We start from the raw sequence: 15110 nt of genomic DNA, 5'->3' as shown, positions 1-15110 counted from the left end.
AGCCACAGGGCCCCGCTCCATACCGGCACCCGCTCCGCTCAGCTCCGCGTGTACGAGGCCATCAGCCCGGCGGCGAGCACCGGGTCCACGACCGGCACCCCCAGCCGGTCCTCCAGCAGCGGGCGGATCCCGATCGTGTTCAGGCCGGTGCAGGCCAGCAGCAGGGTGTCCGCGCCCGACTCGACCAGCCCGGCCGCGGCCTCCAGCACCGCCGCGGGGCCCTCGGGGGCCTGAAGGTCCGTCGTACGGTGCACGCCCCGCGGCCGTGCCTCCCCGGCGAAGCGCTCGCCGAGGACCGCGCGCACGGCGGGCGGCGCCTCGTCCCTGATGCCCAGCACCCCGACGCGGCTGCCGAGGCCGAGCGCCACGGCGGCGGCCGCCGAGCCGGCGCCGATCACCGGCACGTCGACCGCCTCGCGGGTGCGTTCCAGCGCCGGGTCGGCGGCGCAGCTGATGACCAGGGTCCCGGCCCCGTCGGCGGCCAGTTCGCGGGCCAGGGCCACGATCTTCGGTTCGGCGCGGCGCTCGGACTCGTCGTCGTGGATGCCGTGCGGCTGCCCGGGGATGCAGCGGGAGACGGCCGGAATGCCGTACCGCTCCTCGATCACCCTGCCGTGGGCCGCCACGGTCGAGGCGTCATCGCTGGTGAGGACGCGGATCACGCCGATGTGCGCGTTCATGAGCCGCTCCCGGGGCGGGCCGCGGGCGTCTCGGAGGGGCGGCCGAAGGCGGCCACCACCTCCCCCGCCATGCGGACCGCGATGGCCCTGGCCAGGAGGACGGGGCGGCCTGCGGCGCGGACCGCGGCCTCCCGCATCCGCTCGGTGTAGCCGATGCAGTCCAGGACGATCCAGGAGCTGCCGGCCTCGGCGAGGGCGCGCGCGGCGGCCGCCACCTCGTCCAGGGCCTGCTCGGGCGGCGCGTAGGGATTGGCGGGGGCGGCCCGGACCTCGCCGGAGAGTACGTCGGACCAGCGGCGGGTCGCGTCCTCGGCCTGGTCCGGGTGGGGGCAGACGATGCCCACCGGGTCGGAGCCGACGGCTGCCGCGACGCCGCGCAGCACCAGCGGTTCGGCGAACAGCAGCGGCCGGTCCGCCCGTACGGCGGGGAAGTGGCCGGTGCACAGCAGCAGGGTCGCGGCGGCGCCGTCCCGCTCCGCGCGGGCGACGGCCCGCTCGATGCGCGGGACCAGCGCGGTGTGGCCGAGCATCACCGAGCCGCCGTCGCGCAGCCGGGTGACCAGCGGGGCCTCGCCGGGCTCGGGGGCGAGCAGCCGGCGGGTCTCCTGCTCGGCGGGGCCGTCGAACCGCTCGCCGTCGAGTGCGCCGTGTTCCACGAGGCGCACCCCCGGCAGCAGTGGTTCGGCGTCGGGCCGCAGATCGGCGCGCGGGGCCTGGCCGATGGTGACGAGGCCGAGGGCCGGGGCGCTCGGGCGGACGCGGTCCGCCGCGAGCTCCGGCTCCGGCTCCGGGTTCAGGACCGGGGCGGTCACGGGTGAGGCTCCTTCCGTGTGCGGGGCGTGTGGTGACAGGCCACGTGGCGGGTCACAGGGCCTTCGTGAGCTGGCCCACGTCGTTCAGCGAGCTTCCGGCCACCAGGCCCGCGCCCACGAGCGACAGATCGTTCTCCGACTGCTCGTCGCACTCCTTGCGGGCCTTCGCATCGGTCAGCCCGCGCCGCCGCCACATCGTGTACGCCTGGCGGATGGCCAGGGCGCCGAGCACCATCCACCCGGCGTCGGGCGTGGCCACCAGCAGACCGGTGGCCAGCAGGACGCCCATCTGCCGGGACGGGCCGCCGAGGAACTGGATGAGCGCTCCGGGGATCGCCCACAGCAGCATGGTGGTCATGGTGCCGGGCTCCAGGCCGCCCTTGATGGTGGCCACGTACACCTCGGACACCGGCGGCACCCGCCCGTCCGAGAAGAACGACTTCCACGCGACGGCCACCACGACGAGCGCGACACCGAAGCCGACGAGCTGGGCGAGGTACTGCTGGCGCCGCCCCTCGATCTCGAAGGGCTGCCACGGCACGGCGTCCCGGCGCAGCAGCCAGCCGGCCTTGAAGTCGTAGCCGAGGTCGGCGAAGGCGGGGCCGGTGGAGGCCGTGTAGCCCACCATCAGGGCGAGCGGCACGGTCGGGATGTGCAGGACCAGGCCGATGATCAGGAAGATCAGGGTGACCGCGAAGGCCGGGAACCACCCGGAGTGCATGGCCGCCAGGCCCACGATGAGCTGGTGCACGATGGCGGCGATTCCGGCGAGCGCCACCCAGCCGACCAGGGCGGGGACGGACAGCCGGCCGGCCACTCCGCCCGCGATGGCGACCACGATCGCGCCGCACACGAACAGCCCCATGCCCTCGAGCAGACCGCGGCGCAGCTGCGGGGCCTTGACCGTACGCTCGTCGTCATCGGAAGCGGAGACGGTGTCATGGGCGGACGCCGGGCCGTCGCCACGCCCCTTGCGGGTCCGCATCAGCAGCAGCGCCTGGATCAGGGCGACCAGCCCGGCGCCGACCATCAGGCCGTGCGGCACCCGCTCGGCGCCCAGGTCGAAGCCGAAGTCCGGGGCGTACTGGCCGGCGGCCAGCCCGATGCCGAACATCGCGAGCGCCCAGATGTTGCCGAGGAAGCCGACGCCCGCGGCGCTGGTGGGGAACTTGAACAGCGCGCCGACCAGGCCGACGAGCGCGCCCACGCCGAGCACCGCGGCCTTGCGCCCGCCGGTGTCCCCGGCCTTGATGGTCTCGGCCGCGGCGATGCCCGCGGGCCAGGAGCCGGTGGCGGGCAGCAGCTTGGAGTCGAACACCCGGTACAGCACCCAGCTGTCGACGGCCAGCCCGATGACGGCGCCGCCGAGCATGGGCCACACCAGGTCGGTACGGCCCAGGGCGAAGGGCACGGCGATGGGGGTGAGGAGGGAGTTGGCGGCGGCGAAGGTGGAGCCGGAGATCGCCGACTGCACCAGGTTCTGCCGGTGCTGGGAGCGCATCCGGGCCAGCATGCCGACCGGGATGCGCCCGATCAGCATCGCCACCAGGGCGCCGATCACGGCCGTGTTGGGGGACACGCCGAGCGAGGTGATCAGCACGATGCCGATCAGGGCGCCGAGGACTGACATCAGGATGGTGATGACGAGGGTGATCGGTTCGAAGGCTCTGGGGTGAGCTTCGACCGGCGCGGAGGTGGCCTCCGCGGCGGTCTGGGTGTTCGAGTCGTTCATGGGGACTCCTGGGCGCGTGGGCTCACTGCGCGGGGACGGGCGCCTGAAGGTGGGTCATGGGGCCGTACAGCTCGACCAGGCGCGCGAACTCCTCGTCGTCGAGGAAGCGCGCGACTCCGCGGCCGAACTCCTTGGCGGTCTCGATCGCGAACCGGGCGGCGGCCGCGATGTCGGTCTCGTGGCTGGCGCCGGTGGCGCAGCCGGCCACGGCGGTGGCGGCGGTGATGGCGAGGCCGACGACGGGGGCCTTGGTGGCGACGGCGGGCTGGAGGATGGAGTTGAGGTGGTGCACCCCGTTGCCGTACGGGGTGATGTCCTGCGTGGTGATGGGCAGCACGCGGGCGGGCTCCCCGGTGACGGTCTCCAGGATCGACACCAGGTCCTCGCTCACCCGGAGGATCCAGCCCTCGCGGACCGTCGGCGACAGGGCGAGGCCGCGGTGGTTGAGCAGCCGGTTTCCCTTGGTGGTGTCGATGGAGACGACCGCGTCCATCTCGGGGGAGATCTCCTCGCGGTTGCACACCAGGGTGTCCACCGGGGAGTCCATGAAGGGCACCGGGTCGTGCGGCTGGGTGGGGGCCCATCCGCACACATGGGTGGAGAGGGTCACATCGCCGTCCAGGACGTCGCCGCGGGCGTGCATGTCCAGCAGCTTGGCGGCGGCGGACAGCGCCGCAACCGCCCCGTCGGCGTCGGAGACCAGGCCGATCCGCTCCGGCCGGGCGCCGACTCCGCCGAGCCGGCCGAGGATGCCGAGGGTCGGCGCGTCGCCGCCCGCGGCCCGGCCGCGGCGGCCGGGGACGGTGACGGAGACGAAGTCCGTGCTGCCCTTGTCGCCCTCGACCGTGCGTACCTCGATCCGCGGCGCGGTCGCCGGGTCGGCCCCGGCCGCGGTCTGGACGGCCCGCAGGTGGTCGGCGAGCAGCTCCCCGCTGGTCTGCGGGCGGTCGAGGAGTTCGATGATCTCAAGGACGTGTTTGAGCACGGGGGCCTCTCAGGACGAGCGAGGTCGCGGGTGACGCGGTCGGACAGCCGGTCCGGGCGAGCGGCGATGAGGAGGCCCGGGTTCCGGTCGCCCCAGAGTCAGCCGACCGTTCCGCCGAGCGCAATGTTTTCTCGATATGCGGGATTGTTTACTCTTCCTTCATGGCCGAGCAGTCACCCGTAACCGGTCCGCCGCCTTTGCAGACCGCGGACCGCGTCCTCAATGTCCTGCTGTCCTTCGACCGGGAGCGCCCCGAGTGGGGCGTCACCGAAGTGGCCGCGGAGTTCCGCCTGGACAAGTCGGTCGCGCAGCGGCTGCTGGCCGCGCTGGCGTACCGCGGCTTCCTGGTCTCCGACCAGCGCACCCGCCGCTACCGGCTGGGCCCGGCGGTGTGGCATCTGTCACGTGTGTGGGAGCGCGGCGGCGGCATGGCCAGCCTGGTCCGGCCCACGCTGGAGGCGCTCGCCGAGTCGGCCGGGGTCGGCGCGCTCTTCGCGGTGCCGGACGGGGTCCACATGCGCTGTGTCACGGCCGCGGACGGGGCGACCGGCCCGCTGCGCTACTACGCCCTGGCGGGCGAGCTGTACCCGGCACACGCCGGGGCCACCTCGCGGGCCTACTTCGGTATGCTGCCGCCCGGCGATCGGGCCGTCCTGCTGTACGGCCGCCCGATGGCGCGGTTCAGCGAGAACACGCTGACCGATCCGGTGCGGCTGGAGGAGCGCTTCGCCGAGGTGCGGCGCCTCGGCTACGCGTACTCCGAGGGCGAGTACGATCCGCAGACCGCGGCGCTCGCGGTCCCGGTGCTCGTCGGAAGGCGCCCGGTGGGCACGCTGTCCCTGACCGCGGCCCTCGATGACCTGCGGGGCCGCCAGGAGGAGCTGACCGGCCCGCTTCAGCAGTACGCCGCGGACCTGGGCAAGCTGCTGACGCCGACCCGCCCGCGGCAGGTCCCGCCGCGCCGCGACGGGCGCTGAGCGGCTGCGCCACATGTGTGGCGCCGAGCCGCCGCGCCACATTTGTTCTGTCCGTCCCAGAAAGGGCCATCCACCATGCGGTTGCTGCTGCTGTCCAACTCCACCGCCCCCGGGCACGGTTACCTGGAGCACGCGCGGGAGGAGATCGGCGCGCTGCTCGACGGCGTACGCCGGCTGGTGTTCGTGCCGTACGCCCTGGCCGACCGGGACGGCTACACCGCGCAGGTGGCCAAGGCGCTGGAGCCCCTGGGCATCGAGGTGACCGGCGCGCACACCGCCGCCGACCCCGCCGAGCTGATCGGCGGCGCGGAGGCGGTGTTCGTGGGCGGCGGCAACAGCTTCCGGCTGCTGAAGGCCCTGCACGAGCACGGTCTGGTGCGGGCCATCCGCGAGCGGGTGGCGGCGGGCGCGCCGTACATCGGGTCGAGCGCGGGCACCAACATGGCCTGCCCGACCCTGCGCACCACCAACGACATGCCGATCGTGCAGCCGCCCAGCTTCGAGGCCCTGGGCCTGCTGCCCTTCCAGATCAACCCGCACTACCTGGACCCGCGGCCGGACCTCGGCCACATGGGCGAGACGCGCGCCGAGCGGCTGGAGCAGTTCCTGGAGGAGAACGACGTGCCGGTGGTGGGGCTGCGCGAGGGCACCTGGCTGAGCAGGGACGCGGACGACCGGCTGACGCTCGGCGGGATCGCGGCCGGAGCCGTCCTGTTCCAGCGTGGCGCGGCCCCTGCGGAGCTCGGCCCCGGCGCGGACCTGAGCGCCCTGCTGGACGAGCGCCCGCGGTTCGACAGCCCCGCCTGCTGACCCACGCGGCTCACTCCCCGACCGTGCCGTCGGCCAGCTCGCGTACGACGTCGAGCTGGCCGGCGTGCCGGGCGTACTCCTGGAGCAGGTGGAAGAGGATCCAGCCGAGCGTCGGGGCATCGGCCTCGGTGGCGAACCGGCCGCCGGTGGGCGCCCGGCGGCCGAGGGGAACGTCCGCCACGGCCCGCCGCGACCAGGCGCACTGCTCCTCGAACCGCGCCCGGACCTGTGCCGGTGACATGTCCTCGGGGACGTGCCAGCGGTCGTCGGGGCCCCGGTCGCCCCAGGGCGACTCCACCGGCTCGCCGAGGAACCCCCAGCGCAGCCAGCGCCGTTCGACGTGGGTGAGGTGGTGGAGCAGCTCCAACGGGGTCCAGCCGGAGGGCAGTCGGGAGGTGCGCAGCTCGCTCTCGCCGAGCCCGTCGAGCTTATGGAGCACAACGCTCCGGTAGTAGTCGAGAGAGGCGTCGAGCATCTCGCGGGTGTCCGCGAGCGAGTGCGGCGGCTCATCGATGGGGTTCACAGGCGTCGGCATGCGGCGATGCTACGGACGGGCCCCGCCCCATCCGGAATGCGAACGCGCGCCGATTGTCAACGAACGCTTTCCGGCCAAGTTCTTGTCGCGCTCCTGACAGGACTAGTCCACCGATGACACTCTTCCCTCGTTCGGCGCACAGCTCCCCCACAGCTCACGGCTGAGCTTCGACACCGTCGGCACCCGCATGCACACCTTCGCACCTTCCCCCCACGCGCACTCCCCCGTCATGCCCGGGCGGCCTCACCCGGCCGTCCGGTCGTACCCGGTCGCGCCACCGCGCGGCCAGCGCAGAAGGAGTCAGTGTGAGATCGACCTCCCAACGCCCCCACAGACCCCACAGACCCCAGGCATCCCGCCGGCGCGCCGTCGCGAGCGGCGCGCTCGTCGCCGCGGCGGCCATGCTCGCCGTCGGGCTCCAGACCGGCACCGCCGCCGCCCGCCCGGACGGCTCCGCCCCGGCGTCCGGCACCGTCTTCGCCAAGCCGGACCCCGACGCCCTGCCGGTGGCCCTCTCCCCCGCGCGGCGCGCCGAACTGATCCGTGAGGCCGACGCCTCGAAGTCCGCCACCGCCACGTCACTTGGCCTCGGCGCCAAGGAGAAGCTGGTCGTCAGGGACGTCACGAAGGACGCCGACGGCACCGTCCACACCCGCTACGAGCGCACCTACGACGGCCTCCCCGTCCTCGGCGGCGACCTGGTCGTCGAGGAGGCGAAGAGCGGCGCCGTGCGGTCGGTCGCCAAGGCGACCAAGGCGCGGGTGAAGGTGGACTCGACCACCGCCGCCGTCGCCCCCGCCACCGTCGAAAAAGCGGCGGTGAAGTCGGCCGACGCGCAGGGTGCGCGCAAGACGGAGGCCGAGCGGGCGCCCCGCAAGGTCATCTGGGCGGCGAAGGGCACGCCCACGCTCGCGTACGAGACGGTCGTCGGCGGCCTCCAGGAGGACGGCACGCCGAACGAGCTGCACGTCATCACCGACGCGAACACCGGCGCCAAGCTCTTCGAGTTCCAGGGCGTCAAGGAGGGCACCGGCAACAGCCAGTACAGCGGGCAGGTCACCCTCGGCACCTCGGGCAGCTCGGGCTCGTACAACCTGACCGACGGCGGCCGCGGCGGCCACAAGACGTACAACCTCAACCGGGGCACCTCCGGGACGGGCACGCTCTTCACCGACGCCGACGACGTCTGGGGCAACGGGACGACGAGCGACGCCGCGACCGCCGGTGTGGACGCGGCCTACGGCGCCGCGCTGACCTGGGACTACTACAAGAACGTCCACGGCCGCACCGGCATCCGGGGCGATGGCGTCGGGGCGTACTCCCGGGTCCACTACAGCAGCAACTACGTCAACGCGTTCTGGCAGGACTCCTGCTTCTGCATGACGTACGGCGACGGCTCCGGCAACGCCAAGCCGCTCACCTCCATCGACGTGGCGGCCCACGAGATGACCCACGGCGTCACCGCCGCGACCGCCAACCTCACCTACAGCGGTGAGTCCGGCGGCCTCAACGAGGCCACCTCGGACATCTTCGCCGCCGCGGTCGAGTTCAACGCCAACAACGCGAACGACCCGGGCGACTACCTGGTCGGCGAGAAGATCGACATCAACGGCGACGGCACCCCACTGCGCTACATGGACAAGCCCAGCAAGGACGGCGCGTCCAAGGACAACTGGTACTCCGGTGTCGGCAACGTCGATGTGCACTACTCCTCCGGCGTCGCCAACCACTTCTTCTACCTGCTGGCCGAGGGCAGCGGTGCGAAGGTGGTCAACGGCGTCAGCTACGACAGCCCGACCTACGACAACCTGCCGGTCCCCGGCATCGGGCTGGCCAACGCCGAGAAGATCTGGTTCAAGGCGCTGACCCAGCGCATGACGTCCAGCACCAACTACGCGGGGGCGCGGGACGCCACGCTATGGGCGGCGGGCGAGCTGTTCGGCCAGGCCAGCCCCGAGTACAACACGGTGGCCAACACCTGGGCCGCGGTCAACGTCGGGTCCCGGATCGTCGACGGCGTGTCCATCACCGCGCCCGGCGACCAGACCAGCATCGTCGACCAGGCCGTCAGCCTCCAGATCGCGGCCACCAGCTCCAACCCGGGCGCGCTCACCTACGCCGCCACCGGGCTGCCCGCCGGGCTGTCGATCGACTCCTCGACCGGCGTGATCTCCGGCACCCCGACCACGCTGGGATCCGGCACCGTGACGGTCACCGTGACCGACGCGGCCGGCGAGTCGGCCACGGCCTCCTTCACCTGGACCGTGAACACCACCGGCGGCAACGTCTTCGAGAACACCACGGACGTCCCCATCCCGGACGCCGGTGACGCGGTCACCTCCTCGATCACGGTGAGCCGGGCCGGCAACGCGCCGTCCAACCTCCAGGTGGGCGTGGACATCGTGCACACCTGGCGGGGTGACCTGGTGATCGACCTGCTGGCGCCGGACGGTACGGCGTACCGGCTGAAGAACTCCAGCTCCACGGACTCGGCGGACGACGTGCGGACCACCTACACGGTCGATGCCTCGTCCGAGGTGGCCGTCGGCACCTGGAAGCTGCGGGTGCAGGACGTCGCCGCGCTGGACACGGGCTACATCAACAGCTGGAAGCTGACGTTCTGAACGGGCTGACGTTCTGAACGCTGCGCACATCCGGATGCGGCGCTGAGCCCTCCGGTCAGCGGACAGGCGCCGCCAGGGGTGACTCCGACTCCCCCTGGCGGCGCCTCTTTTGTCGTCACGGGGCGTACAACTCCACTCCGGGCCCTGTCGATATGCCGCTCCGCCGCGCGGCGACGTTTGATCAACACCAGACGAACATTTTGCCGCCCACCTGCAAGGAAGCGCGTGACATGTACGCGCCCTGTGTGACAGTCTGCCCACGCGATCGCATCCACACCTCTTGTTCAGGTCCGGGCGGCTCTTCCCCGCCGCCCGGGGCTGACCCCCCACAGCAATGAGGAGTCCGAGTGAGCGTGCGCAAGAGCACGAACCTGCCCATTTCCCCTGCCCGTTCCACCGCCCGCGGCAAGCGCCGCACAGCGGCCACCGCAGGCGCCGCCGTCGCGGCGGCCGCGCTGCTGGCCACCGCCGTCACCACGGGCCAGGCCGGGGCCGCCACCACAAGCACCACCACCACAACCAGCGACGCCAAGGCGCTGGGTCTCGGTGCCAAGGAGAAGCTGGTCGTCAAGGACGTCGTACGGGACGCCGACGGCACCGTCCACACCCGCTACGACCGCACCTACGACGGCCTTCCCGTCCTCGGCGGCGACCTGATCGTCCACAAGTCCGCGAGCGGCACCGTCAAGGGCGTCACCAAGGCCGTCAAGGCCACCCTCGCCGTGCCCTCCACCACGGCCAAGGTGACACCGGCGACCGCTGAGCGGGCCGCCGTCAAGCGCGCCCAGGCGGACGACTCCCGGCGGGCCGCCGCCGACGGCGCCCCGCGCAAGGTGATCTGGGCCGCCACCGGCAAGCCCGTCCTCGCGTACGAAACCGTCGTCGGCGGCGTACAGAAGGACGGCACCCCCAACCAGCTGCACGTCATCACCGACGCGAACACCGGCGCCAAGCTGTACGAGTACCAGGGCATCAAGACCGGCAGCGGCGACAGCCAGTACAGCGGCAAGGTCGACCTCGGCACCACCAAGGAGGGCAGCGGCTACACCCTCACCGACGCCGACCGCGGCGGCCACCGGACCACCGACCTCAAGGGCGCCGAATCCGGCGAAGGCGCGGCGTTCACGGACGACGACGACACCTGGGGCAGCGGAGCGCCCGACGACCCGCAGACCGCGGCCGTCGACGCGCACTACGGCGCCGCCCTCACCTGGGACTACTACAAGAACGTGCACGGCCGCGACGGCATCGCGGGCGACGGCAAGGGCGCGTACTCCCGGGTGCACTTCGGCCACGACTACGTCAACGCCTTCTGGGACGACAGCTGCTTCTGCATGACGTACGGCGACGGCCAGGGCGACAAGGCCCCGCTCACCTCGATCGACGTCGCGGCCCACGAGATGACCCACGGCGTCACCTCCGCCACCGCCAACCTCCAGTACAGCGGCGAGTCGGGCGGTCTCAACGAGGCCACCTCCGACATCTTCGCCGCCGCGGTGGAGTTCAACGCGAAGAACGACAGCGACCCCGGGGACTACCTGGTCGGCGAGAAGATAGACATCAACGGCGACGGCACCCCGCTCCGCTACATGGACAAGCCCAGCAAGGACGGCGCGTCCGCCGACAACTGGTCCGACTCCGTCGGCGACTTGGACGTGCACTACTCCTCCGGTGTCGCCAACCACTTCTTCTATCTGCTGTCCGAGGGCAGCGGCGCCAAGGAGGTGGGCGGCGTCCAGTACGACAGCCCGACCGCCGACGGCTCCAAGGTCGAGGGCATCGGCCGCGACAAGGCCGAGAAGATCTGGTTCAAGGCCCTGACCACCTACTTCACCTCCACCACCGACTACCACGCCGCGCGCGAGGCGACGCTGAAGGCCGCGAGCGACCTGTACGGGGCGGACAGCGCCGAGTACAAGGGCGTGGATTCGGCGTGGGCCGGAGTGAACGTCAAGCCGTAAAACCGCGTCAAACAATGTGCACCACATAGCCGGTGCCCGGGTCCCGTTCCCGGGCACCGTCATGTTTCCGCACTTTGTTCTGCCGGTGGCCACTTCGCCATCCGGCACCCCACAGCAACAGGAGACAACGTGACGCAAAGCTCGGCCTCCGGCAGACCCAGCACTTCGCGCATATCCCGCGCCGCGGCGCGGCGGCGCTCCCGCACCGTCGTCGCCGCGGGGGCGGCGACACTCGCCGGAGCCCTGATCGCGGGCGGCGCCACCGCCGGCACCGCGGGCGCGGCCACCCCGCCGCCCCCGCCCACCGCGACGGGCGCCCAGTCCCTCGCCCTCTCCCCCTCCGTCCGCGCGGAGCTGCTGCGCGAGGCCGACGCCGCCACGTCCGGCACCGCCCGCTCCCTCGGGCTCGGCGCCAAGGAGAAGCTGGTCGTCAAGGACGTCGTCAAGGACGCCGACGGCGCCGTCCACACCCGCTACGAGCGCACCTACGACGGCCTCCCCGTCCTCGGCGGCGACCTCGTCGTCCACGAGGCGGCCGACGGTTCGAGCGACGGCGTCACCAAGGCCACCGACGCCACGATCAAGGTGTCCGACACCCGGGCCGCGATCGCCCCGTCCGCCGCCGAGCGGACCGCTGTGAGCGCCGCGAAGTCCGCGGCGGGCGACGAGGCCGACACCACGGCCACGCCCCGCAAGGTGATCTGGGCCGCCTCCGGCAAGCCCGTCCTCGCGTACGAGACCGTGGTCGGCGGCTTCCAGGACGACGGCACGCCCAGCAAGCTGCATGTCATCACCGACGCCGACACCGGCAAGAAGCTGTACCAGTTCCAGGCCGTCCGCAACGGCACGGGCACCGGCCAGCACAACGGCAAGGTCACCGTCGGCTCCACCAAGAGCGGCACCCAGTACCTGCTCAAGGACACCGCGCGCGGCGGCCACATGACCTACAACCTCAAGCACGCCGAAGAGGGCAAGGGGTCGAAGTTCCTGGACGCCGACGACGTCTGGGGCAACGGCAAGCCGACCATCGCGCAGACCGCCGCCGTCGACGCCCACTATGGCGCGGCCAAGACCTGGGACTACTACAAGAAGGTCCTGGGCCGCAACGGCATCAAGAACGACGGCAAGGCCGCCTACTCGCGCGTCCACTTCAGCAACGAGTACGTCAACGCCTTCTGGGACGACGAGTGCTTCTGCATGACGTACGGCGACGGCGAGGGCAACAAGAAGCCGCTCACCTCGCTCGACGTCGCCGGCCACGAGATGAGCCACGGCCTCACCTCCGCCACCGCGAATCTCGAGTACAGCGGGGAGTCGGGCGGCCTCAACGAGGCAACTTCCGACATCTTCGGCACGGCCGTCGAGTTCTACGCCAAGAACCCCAAGGACGTCGGCGACTACCTCATGGGTGAGAAGATCGACATCAACGGGGACGGCACCCCGCTGCGCTACATGGACAAGCCCAGCAAGGACGGCCTGTCCTACGACTACTGGTCCAGCACCATCGGCCAGGACGACCCGCACTTCACGTCCGGGCCCGCCAACCACTTCTTCTACCTGCTCTCCGAGGGCAGCGGCCGCAAGGTCATCAACGGCGTGACCTACAACAGCCCGACCAAGGACGGCCGCACCGTCGAGGGTATCGGCCGCGCCAAGGCCGAGAAGATCTGGTACAAGGCTCTGACCACGTACATGACCTCGACCACCAACTACGCCAAGGCGCGCACCGCGACGCTCAAGGCGGCGAAGGCCCTGTACGGCGGGACCAGCGTCGAGTACAAGGCGGTCGACAACGCCTGGGGCGGCATCAACGTGCGATGACGCACTGAGCCCCGCGCTCGGTGGCCGGGCGGGCGCACCGCCCGCCCGGCCACCGGCGCTCCCCCGGCATCACGCCGCGCCGGACATCCGGGCCCGCAGAGCCGCCCCGGCCCAGCCGAGCACCGGCGCCAGGCTCTCGGGCGCGGGCCAGCCGTTGACCCGCGCGAGCAGCCGCACGTACCGCTCCCGGCGCGGGTCGTCGACGCTCTCCAGCCGGGCCAGCAGCCGACGCCGCAGCGCGACACCATCCGGTTCGCCGGCCAACTGCGCGTAGTGCCCCACGAACCCTGCCACGACCGGCTCGGCCTGCCGCGAGTCCGGTTCGACCCCGGCCGCCAGCGCCGGCCCGACCCGCTCGCGCACCACCGCGGCGATGTCCTTGCGGGGCCCCCCGCCATTCCGCTCGGCCGCCTGCTCCTCGACCACCCGCCGCATCCCGGCCCGGAACTCCGCATCCCGCGACAGCTCGGCCAACTCCACCCACGCCCGGACCTGCTCCGCCTCCGGGCTCTCGGGCAGCTCGGGCGTCATCGAGCGCCTGGCCGCCGCGAACTCCGGATTCCCCGCAAGACCACCGAAGACGGCATCCAGAAATTCCCCGATCAGACTTCGACGCTCGTCCTCCGAGAGCCTGGCCAATGTGTGCATGAGTGCCATCTCCTCCGTACTCGCCCCGCGCTCCGCCACCGCCGTCAACACCGCCCGCCGCAGCCGCAACGTCCGGATCTGCACCGCCAGCGCCTCCGCATGCGCCGCCGCGACCTCAGCCAGCGACAGCTCCCGCTCCACGACCTTCCGGACCGTCGCGAGATCCAGCCCCAGCTCGCGCAGCGTCCGCACCAGCTCAAGACGGGCGACGGCGTCGGTGTCGTACAGCCGGTATCCGGCCGGGCTGCGGCCCGCCGGCACAACGATCCCGCGATCGGAGTAGAACCGAATGGTCTTCACCGTGAGCCCGGTCCGCCGGGCCAGCTGACCGATCGAATAACGCGTGCCGCCGTCCATGCCCTCAGCATCGCGCCTCCCCCTACGGGAGACTCAACCCGGCCCGTCTTCCGCTCATCCGGCGTGGCGGCCGTCAACCTGCTTTCCGCTGGATCCGTAGACGAAGTCGGTCGTGGTGTCCAGGATGAATTCCATGGGGAAGCCCAGGTCGATCGCGCTGGCCTTGTCCAAGCGGCCGACCGCCTCGTCGGGCAGTTCCAGGTCGATCGCGGCGAGGTTGTCCGTCAACTGCCCCACGGTGCGGGCGCCGAGGATCGGGTGGATCCAGGGCCGGCGGGCCCGCGTCCACGCGATGGCAACCTGCGAGGAGGACACGCCGAGCTCGTCGGCCACGGCGTCCACCGTGCGCGCGATGGTCAGGTCGCCTTCGGAGACGGCGGAGCGGTCGACCCGGGAGGGACCATCGGCCCCGGAGCGGGTGAACTTGCCCGACAGAACACCACCGGCCAGCGGCGACCACGCGGCCACCGACAGTTCCAGAGCCGAGGCCATGGGCAGCAGCTCCCGCTCGATGTCGCGCTTGACCAGGCTGTAGGGCAGCTGTAGCCCGGCGAAGGGCGCCCACCCTCGGAACTCGGCGATGGTGTCGGCGCGGGCGACCAGCCACGCGGGCGCGTCGGAGATCCCGACATACAGCACCTTGCCCGCCCGCACGAGATCGTCGAGAGCCCGCATCGTCTCCTCGATCGGCGTATTGGGGTCCCAGATGTGCACCCACAGCAGATCGATGTACTCCGTGCCCAGCCGCTCCAGGCCGGCCTCCACCGAACGGACCAGATTCTTGCGGTGGTTGCCGCTGGCGTTGGGGTCGGTACCGTCCATGGTCAGCGTGTACTTCGTGGACACCACGAAGCGGTCGCGGTCGGAACCCAGCAGCTCCCCCGACGATCCGCTCACTGCTGCCCTCGGTGTACCGGTTCGCGGTGTCGATCACATTCCCGCCCGCCTCCGCGTAGGCGGTGAACATCTTGCGGCACTCCTCGACGGAGGCGCCCCACCCCCACTCCTCGCCGAAGGTCATCGTGCCCAGGAACGCTTCGGACACCCGCAGCCCGGTGCGTCCAAGCAGTCGGTAACGCATCACCATCACCCATGCTCACGCTCGTGCCAAGTCGGCCTCGCGAAGGAAACCAACTGTGCTGGTCACCCGCCGTATTGCACGTTCTTG

11 protein-coding genes and 1 pseudogene are annotated in these 15110 nt (G+C 71.8%); 5 read left to right on the top strand and 7 right to left on the bottom strand.

The features are described 5' to 3' along the window. Positions 1 to 38: 38 nt before the first annotated feature. The 4 genes from ACH4S9_RS13075 to ACH4S9_RS13060 are packed head-to-tail and all read right to left on the bottom strand — an operon-like array spanning position 39 to position 4209. Complete coding sequence (locus tag ACH4S9_RS13075; protein WP_398371666.1) at positions 39 to 680, bottom strand: aspartate/glutamate racemase family protein; 642 nt, start codon at positions 678 to 680, stop codon at positions 39 to 41. Beyond that, positions 677 to 1492, bottom strand: coding sequence for an AroM family protein (locus ACH4S9_RS13070; protein ID WP_385344226.1), 816 nt, complete (start codon positions 1490 to 1492; stop codon positions 677 to 679). Before ACH4S9_RS13070 ends, ACH4S9_RS13075 begins: the two co-directional genes overlap by 4 nt. A gap of 52 nt (positions 1493 to 1544) precedes the next feature. Continuing rightward, complete coding sequence (locus ACH4S9_RS13065) at positions 1545 to 3224, bottom strand: OPT family oligopeptide transporter (RefSeq protein ID WP_361189597.1); 1680 nt, start codon at positions 3222 to 3224, stop codon at positions 1545 to 1547. Positions 3225 to 3246: 22 nt separating this feature from the next. Continuing rightward, complete coding sequence (locus tag ACH4S9_RS13060) at positions 3247 to 4209, bottom strand: DUF1177 domain-containing protein (RefSeq protein ID WP_311730378.1); 963 nt, start codon at positions 4207 to 4209, stop codon at positions 3247 to 3249. Positions 4210 to 4370: 161 nt separating this feature from the next. Between ACH4S9_RS13060 and ACH4S9_RS13055 the strand changes: the two genes are divergently transcribed. Together ACH4S9_RS13055 and pepE are read left to right on the top strand one after the other, a co-directional pair. Further along, positions 4371 to 5186 (top strand): IclR family transcriptional regulator, encoded by an 816-nt coding sequence (locus ACH4S9_RS13055; RefSeq protein WP_398371663.1) that lies wholly within the window; start codon positions 4371 to 4373, stop codon positions 5184 to 5186. A 75-nt stretch (positions 5187 to 5261) separates the two neighbouring features. Continuing rightward, positions 5262 to 5996, top strand: a complete 735-nt coding sequence (gene pepE / locus ACH4S9_RS13050; protein ID WP_385344220.1) for a dipeptidase PepE — start codon at positions 5262 to 5264, stop codon at positions 5994 to 5996. 10 nt (positions 5997 to 6006) lie between these two features. On the opposite strand, the gene ACH4S9_RS13045 is transcribed toward pepE, so the two are convergent. Next, positions 6007 to 6531: a DinB family protein gene (locus ACH4S9_RS13045; protein WP_398371661.1), complete on the bottom strand. Its 525-nt coding sequence runs from the start codon at positions 6529 to 6531 to the stop codon at positions 6007 to 6009. A gap of 401 nt (positions 6532 to 6932) precedes the next feature. On the opposite strand from ACH4S9_RS13045, the gene ACH4S9_RS13040 reads away from it, so the two are divergent. From ACH4S9_RS13040 to ACH4S9_RS13030, 3 genes are all read left to right on the top strand, one after another. Next, positions 6933 to 9155 carry a M4 family metallopeptidase gene (locus ACH4S9_RS13040; protein WP_398371847.1) on the top strand — a complete coding sequence of 741 codons (2223 nt, stop codon included), beginning with the start codon at positions 6933 to 6935 and terminating at the stop codon, positions 9153 to 9155. Between the two features lie 353 nt (positions 9156 to 9508). After that, positions 9509 to 11116: a M4 family metallopeptidase gene (locus tag ACH4S9_RS13035; protein ID WP_398371659.1), complete on the top strand. Its 1608-nt coding sequence runs from the start codon at positions 9509 to 9511 to the stop codon at positions 11114 to 11116. Positions 11117 to 11287: 171 nt separating this feature from the next. Continuing rightward, positions 11288 to 12937, top strand: a complete 1650-nt coding sequence (locus tag ACH4S9_RS13030) for a M4 family metallopeptidase (RefSeq protein ID WP_385344419.1) — start codon at positions 11288 to 11290, stop codon at positions 12935 to 12937. Between the two features lie 69 nt (positions 12938 to 13006). On the opposite strand, the gene ACH4S9_RS13025 is transcribed toward ACH4S9_RS13030, so the two are convergent. Continuing rightward, complete coding sequence (locus tag ACH4S9_RS13025) at positions 13007 to 13942, bottom strand: MerR family transcriptional regulator (protein ID WP_385344210.1); 936 nt, start codon at positions 13940 to 13942, stop codon at positions 13007 to 13009. 54 nt (positions 13943 to 13996) lie between these two features. Then, positions 13997 to 15023: pseudogene (locus ACH4S9_RS13020) on the bottom strand (aldo/keto reductase). Positions 15024 to 15110: the final 87 nt, after the last annotated feature.

Source organism: Streptomyces sp. NPDC021225, assembly GCF_044332865.1.
Classification (GTDB): domain Bacteria; phylum Actinomycetota; class Actinomycetes; order Streptomycetales; family Streptomycetaceae; genus Streptomyces.
The sequence above is the reverse complement of the archived record's forward strand: the minus strand, read 5'-3'. Positions and strand labels throughout refer to the sequence as shown.